The sequence below is a fragment of the Polaromonas sp. C04 genome (assembly GCF_002002705.1).
Lineage (GTDB): Bacteria > Pseudomonadota > Gammaproteobacteria > Burkholderiales > Burkholderiaceae_C > Rhodoferax_A.
Genome location: NZ_MUNS01000009.1, coordinates 1 through 5,592 on the forward strand (window position 1 = coordinate 1; position 5,592 = coordinate 5,592).

General features: G+C 65.6%; 7 protein-coding genes. 4 read left to right on the forward strand and 3 right to left on the reverse strand.

The window, feature by feature from the left end:
• Positions 1 to 1,120, forward strand: a 1,120-nt coding sequence (locus B0E49_RS00100) for an AMP-binding protein (RefSeq protein WP_144264378.1), incomplete at its 5' end; no start/stop codon positions are given.
• A gap of 48 nt (positions 1,121 to 1,168) precedes the next feature.
• Here B0E49_RS00100 and B0E49_RS00105 read toward each other — a convergent pair.
• Complete coding sequence (locus tag B0E49_RS00105; RefSeq protein WP_077559945.1) at positions 1,169 to 1,834, reverse strand: YiaD family glycine zipper/OmpA-like lipoprotein; 666 nt, start codon at positions 1,832 to 1,834, stop codon at positions 1,169 to 1,171.
• Between the two features lie 319 nt (positions 1,835 to 2,153).
• On the opposite strand from B0E49_RS00105, the gene B0E49_RS00110 reads away from it, so the two are divergent.
• Positions 2,154 to 2,645: an aminoacyl-tRNA deacylase gene (locus B0E49_RS00110; protein WP_077559946.1), complete on the forward strand. Its 492-nt coding sequence runs from the start codon at positions 2,154 to 2,156 to the stop codon at positions 2,643 to 2,645.
• 24 nt (positions 2,646 to 2,669) lie between these two features.
• Complete coding sequence (plsY, locus tag B0E49_RS00115) at positions 2,670 to 3,296, forward strand: glycerol-3-phosphate 1-O-acyltransferase PlsY (protein ID WP_353647334.1); 627 nt, start codon at positions 2,670 to 2,672, stop codon at positions 3,294 to 3,296.
• Position 3,297: 1 nt separating this feature from the next.
• Here the strand turns inward: plsY and B0E49_RS00120 are convergent, their stop codons facing one another.
• Both B0E49_RS00120 and B0E49_RS00125 read right to left on the reverse strand, forming a co-directional pair.
• Positions 3,298 to 3,969: a retropepsin-like aspartic protease family protein gene (locus B0E49_RS00120; protein WP_077559947.1), complete on the reverse strand. Its 672-nt coding sequence runs from the start codon at positions 3,967 to 3,969 to the stop codon at positions 3,298 to 3,300.
• Positions 3,970 to 3,972: 3 nt separating this feature from the next.
• Positions 3,973 to 4,458 carry a YajQ family cyclic di-GMP-binding protein gene (locus B0E49_RS00125; protein ID WP_077559948.1) on the reverse strand — a complete coding sequence of 162 codons (486 nt, stop codon included), beginning with the start codon at positions 4,456 to 4,458 and terminating at the stop codon, positions 3,973 to 3,975.
• Positions 4,459 to 4,527: 69 nt separating this feature from the next.
• Here B0E49_RS00125 and murB point away from each other — a divergent pair.
• On the forward strand, positions 4,528 to 5,592 hold a 1,065-nt coding region (gene murB / locus B0E49_RS00130), incomplete at its 3' end, for a UDP-N-acetylmuramate dehydrogenase (RefSeq protein ID WP_077559949.1).

A 5,592-nucleotide genomic window follows, 5' to 3' on the forward strand; every position in this document is an offset into this window, starting at 1 on the left:
TCCCTCCCCCGTGCGGGGGAGGGCTGGGGTGGGGGCGAGCACAAAAGGGGCAACGCCCGGTCTGCCGGAGCCAGAAACGCGAAGCGTCTTCTGGTCTCCGGCAGACTGGGCCTGGACCGGTGGCCTGATGGACGCGCTGCTGCCCACGCTGTACTTTGGCCGCGAGATCGTGGCCTACAACGGCCGCTTCAGCCCCGAGACGGCCTTCACGCTGATGCAGAAGTACGGCGTGACGCACACCTTTTTGTTCCCGACCGCGCTGAAAGCCATGATGAAGGCGTATCCGCGGCCGCGAGCGCGGTTCAAGCTCAAGCTGCAGGCCATCATGAGCGCCGGCGAGGCCGTGGGCGATGCGGTGTTCGACTACTGCCGCCGACAGCTCGGCGTGACGGTGAACGAAATGTTCGGCCAGACCGAGATCAACTACATCGTCGGCAACTGCGCCATGAACGGCCAGCCGTCGAACGCGGTGGGCTGGCCGGCCAAGCCCGGCAGCATGGGCAAGGGCTACCCGGGGCACCGCGTGGCGGTGATCGACGAGGAGGGCCGTGAATGCCCGGTCGGCGTGCCGGGCGACGTGGCCTTGAACCGCTTCGACGTGCATGGCGACCCGGACCCGATTTTCTTCCTGGGCTACTGGAAGAACCCGCAGGCCACGCGCGCCAAGTTCACCGGCGACTGGTGCCGCACCGGCGATCTCGCGACCCGCGATGCGGACGGCTACCTCTGGTACGAGGGCAGGGCCGACGACGTGTTCAAGGCCGCGGGCTACCGCATCGGGCCCGGCGAGATCGAGAACTGTCTGGTCAAGCACCCGGCCGTGGCCAATGCCGCCGCCGTTCCCAAGCCGGACCGCGAGCGTGGCGCGCTGGTCAAGGCCTATGTTGTGCTTGCTCCAGATTTCATAGCTGCGCGTGCAAGCTTCATGGGGTCTGCAGGCGATTTTGATGCCAAACTCGTGGCCGAACTGCAGGCCCACGTGAAAGGCAAGCTGGCGCCCTACGAATACCCCAAGGAGATCGAGTTCATCGACGCCCTGCCGATGACCACTACCGGCAAGGTGCAGCGGCGCGTGCTGCGCCTGCGGGAGGAAGAGCGCTTCAAGAAGACGAGGGTCTGACCGCCATGCGGCGGTCAGACCCTCGCTGTTCGCGGGCGCGATGACTGATTACTTCGCGGCCTGTGCCGGCTCCGCAACAAAGATTTCCACGCGCCGGTTCGCGGCGCGGCCGGCCGCGGTGCTGTTGTCGGCGACCGGGTCGCGCGAGCCGCGGCCATCGGTGATGAAGCGGGTGCGTGCCACGCCGCGGCCGACCAGGTAGTCACGCGTGCTGTCGGCGCGGTCGACCGACAGCGGGTTGTTGATGGCGTCCGAGCCGGTGCTGTCGGTGTAGCCGACGATGGTGATGGTCGTCACCGGGTTCTGGTTCAGGCTGGTGGCAAACTGGTTCAGCACCGTTGCAAAGTTGCTCTTGATGGCCGAGCGGCCCACGTCGAACGAGACATCGCTGGGAATGGCCAGCTTGAGCCGGTTGTCGGCCGTCTGGCTGACCGCGATGCCGGTGCCGGCTGTGGCTTTTTCCATGGCCTGCTTTTGGTCCTGCATTTTCTTGGACCACAGGTAGCCACCGCCGGCGCCCGCCGCGCCACCGATCGCCGCGCCGGCGATGGCCCCTCTCGATCCATTGGTCATCGCGCCGATCGCCGCGCCGGCCAGCGCGCCGATGCCGGCGCCCGAGGCCGTGCCTTGCTGGGTTTCGCTCATGTTGGAGCAGCCCGAGAGGCCGCCGAGCACCAGGGCGGCGCAGGCCAGGGACGTGAGGATTGATTTCATGGGGAATCTCCTTGAAAAAGAAAAAGGGAAGAGCTATTCAGACCGAAATAAGCATAGCGCATGGCGCTGTGTCGATGTGTAAGACGGCGCCTCGAATTTCGGGCGCGTGGCGTCGGGTGCAGGCGTTGGTGCAAGCCCGTAAACTAGGACTCGCGTGCCGGTCCGCGTCGTCGGGTCATGCTGGCGCCTGCGGTTTTGTCAACGTCACCCCCGAAATCTTCATGAACAAAATTCAACGGGGATCGAGCGGCTCGCGCGTCGCCCCGATCCGCCTGAGCGCCATCGATGCGATCCGCCGGGAAGCCCGGGACCCCGCCCAATGAGCCGCAAGGGACACGTCAGCGAGACTCCCGCGACCGCCCTGCTGCGCGCCAGCAAGGTGGCGTTCACCGAGCATCCGTACGAGTACCTGGAGCACGGCGGTGCGCTGCACAGCGCCGGGGTGCTGGGCCTGGACCCCTATAGCGTGGTCAAGACGCTGATCATGCAGGACCAGGACGCCAGGCCGCTGGTGGTGCTGATGCACGGCAACCGCAAGGTCTCGACCAAGAACCTGGCGCGCCAGATCGGCGCCAAGTCGGTCGAGCCGTGCCAGCCCGAGGTGGCGAACCGGCACAGCGGCTACCTGGTCGGGGGCACCTCGCCGTTCTCCACGCGCCGGCAGATGCCGGTGTACATCGAAGAGAGCATCCTGGCGCTACCGGTGATCGCGATCAACGGCGGGCGCCGCGGCTACCTGGTGCAGCTCGATCCTCAGGTCTGCGTGCAGCTGCTCGGTGCCATGCCCGTGCATTGCGCACTGGCAGAATAGCAGGCTGTCTGGAGGAGACTTCTCTTGGAAATGATTTACCCCCTGCTCGCCACCGTGGCCGCCTACCTGATCGGCTCGCTCAGCTTTGCCGTCATCGTCAGCCGCGTCATGGGTTTGAAAGACCCGCGCAGCTACGGCAGCAAGAACCCGGGCGCCACCAACGTGCTGCGCTCCGGCAGCAAGGCGGCCGCCGTGGCCACGCTGGTGCTCGACGCCGTCAAGGGCTGGTTGCCGGTGATGCTGGTGCGCTGGTTCGGCCAACCGTATGGGTTGGGGGACGGCACCGTCGCGCTGGTGGGGCTGGCCGCCTTCGCGGGGCATCTGTGGCCGGTGTTCTTCAAGTTCGAGGGCGGCAAGGGCGTGGCCACGGCGCTCGGCGTGCTGCTCGGCATCAACTGGATTCTGGGCCTTGCCACGGCCGCCACCTGGTTGATCATTGCGTTTTTCTTCCGCTACTCGTCGCTGGCCTCCTTGGTCGCGGCGGCGTTTGCGCCGGTGTATTACCTGCTGGCCAATGGGGTGGCCTGGTACACCGACCCGGCCATTTCGATGGCGATTTTTATCATGGCCATGCTGCTGGCGTGGCGGCATCGCGAGAACATCGGCCGGCTGATCCAGGGCAAGGAATCGCGGCTCGGCGCGAAAAAATAGCTCAGTAGCGCCGCTGCAGCGTCATCATGTCGTTGTCGCGCTGCATCTGAAAGCGCGTCAAAAAGCTGTTGCCCAGCAGCACATAGGTCATGGGCTGGGGCATGACGACGGCGTCCACGCCGGACACTTCCACATCGCCCACGCGCACGGAATCGAGCCGCACGCGCCAGCCTTGCGTGACGCCGTTGGCGGTGCCCATGCGCACGGGCTGGCCGGCCTTGTAGTTCAGGCCGACGCGCTCGGCCTCCGACACGCTCATGCCGATCACGCTGGCACCGGTGTCCACCAGGAACTGCACGGCCCGGCCGTTGATGCTGCCCGGCGCCGTGAAATGGCCATCGCTGCCGGCCGCAATCGTGATCTTGCCGCTGCTGGCCGTGCTGCCGCCATGGCCGCCGAAGCTGGCCGGCGCGTCGCCGACCCGCAGGGTGCGGCGCTGGCCGTCAATCTCGACCACGGCCTGATCGCCCGCGGTCGAGATCACCTTGACCCCCTGGTAGGTGTCGCCCGGCGCCACGCTGTGCGGTGCGCTGCTGCCCACCATCAGCAAAGCCTTGTGGCCGAGCATGCCCGACAGCGCCACCGATTGGGCCTGGGCGGTGCCCGCGAGGATCCACAGCGCGAGCCCCAAGGCCCGCGGCAGGGCGGCGGCACGCAACCCGCGCGGCTTCATTTTTCAGTCGCGGAAATTGTTGAAGGTCATGGGCACGTCGGTCACGTCCTTCTTGATCAGCGCCATCGCGGCCTGCAGGTCGTCGCGCTTGGCACCGCTGACGCGCACGGCGTCGCCCTGGATCGCGGCCTGCACCTTGAGCTTGCTGTCCTTGATCAGGCGCGTGATCTTCTTGGCCTGCTCGGTCTCGATGCCGCTGCGCACCTTGATGACCTGCTTGACCTTGTCGCCACCGATCTTTTGCACGTCGCCCTTGTCCAGGTAGCGCACGTCCACATTGCGCTTGGTCAGCTTGTTGCGCAGGATGTCCTCCACCTGCTGCAGCTGGAATTCGGCGTCGCCCAGCAGGGTGATCTCCTTGTCCTTGAGTTCGATGGCGGCCGAGGTGCCCTTGAAGTCAAAGCGCGTGACGATTTCCTTGGCGGTGTTGTCCACCGCATTTCTGACCTCGGCCAGGTTGGGTTCGCAGACAGTGTCAAAAGAAGGCATGGGTTGATTCCTGGGTGGTGTGGGCCTGCCGCCCCGGATCAGGGCAAAGGCCGATGCGACAATCCGTTGATGTTAGTCGAGAAAAATGTCGCGCTCCAGCCCTACAACACCTTTGGCATTGTGGCCAGGGCGCATACCCTGGTGCGCGTGGCGCAGGCGGCGGACGTGCAAGCGGTGCTGGCCGACCCGCTGCTCGGCCACCAGCCGAAGTTCGTGCTCGGCGGCGGCAGCAATATCGTGCTGACGGGCGACGTCAAACCGGTGGTTCTGAAGGTCGAGATCATGGGCAAGCGCCTTGCCGGCGAGACCGCGAAGGCCTGGATCATCGAGGCCGGCGCGGGCGAGAACTGGCACGACCTGGTCACCTGGACCTTGCAGCAGGGCTACCCCGGTCTGGAAAACCTGGCGCTGATTCCCGGCAGCGTGGGCGCCTCGCCGGTGCAGAACATCGGTGCCTATGGTGTCGAGCTGCAGGACCGCTTCGACTCGCTCGATGCCATTGACCTCACGACCGGAAAGGCCTTCACGCTCAATGCGGCGCAATGCGCCTTCGGCTACCGCGATTCGGTCTTCAAGCACGCCAGCAAGCCGGGCGAAGCCGCGGGCGCGCAGGCCCTGGGCCTGGCCGACAAGGCGCTGATCACCCGCGTGCGCTTTGCGCTGCCGAAAGCCTGGAAACCCGTGCTGGGCTACGCCGATATTGACAAAAAGATGCTCCAGTCCAATATCCACGGGCCTGATGCGCTACAAATTTATGAGTGGATTTGCGAGATCCGGCGCGCCAAGCTGCCCGATCCCCAAGTCATCGGTAACGCCGGCAGCTTCTTCAAGAATCCGACCGTCTCCTTTGAACAGTGCGAGGACATCATCCAGCGCGAACCCAAGATCGTGCATTACCGCCTGGCTGACGGGTCGGTCAAGCTGGCGGCGGGCTGGCTGATCGACGCCTGTGGCTGGAAGGGCAAATCGGTCGGCAACGCCGGTGTTTACGAGAAACAGGCGCTGGTGCTGGTGAACCGGGGCGGGAGCGCCAACCCGGTGACCGGCGGTGAAGTCATGACGCTGGCCAGGGCGATACAGACCAGCGTTTATGAGCGCTTTGGTTTGCGGCTGGAGCCTGAGCCTGTGGTGGTT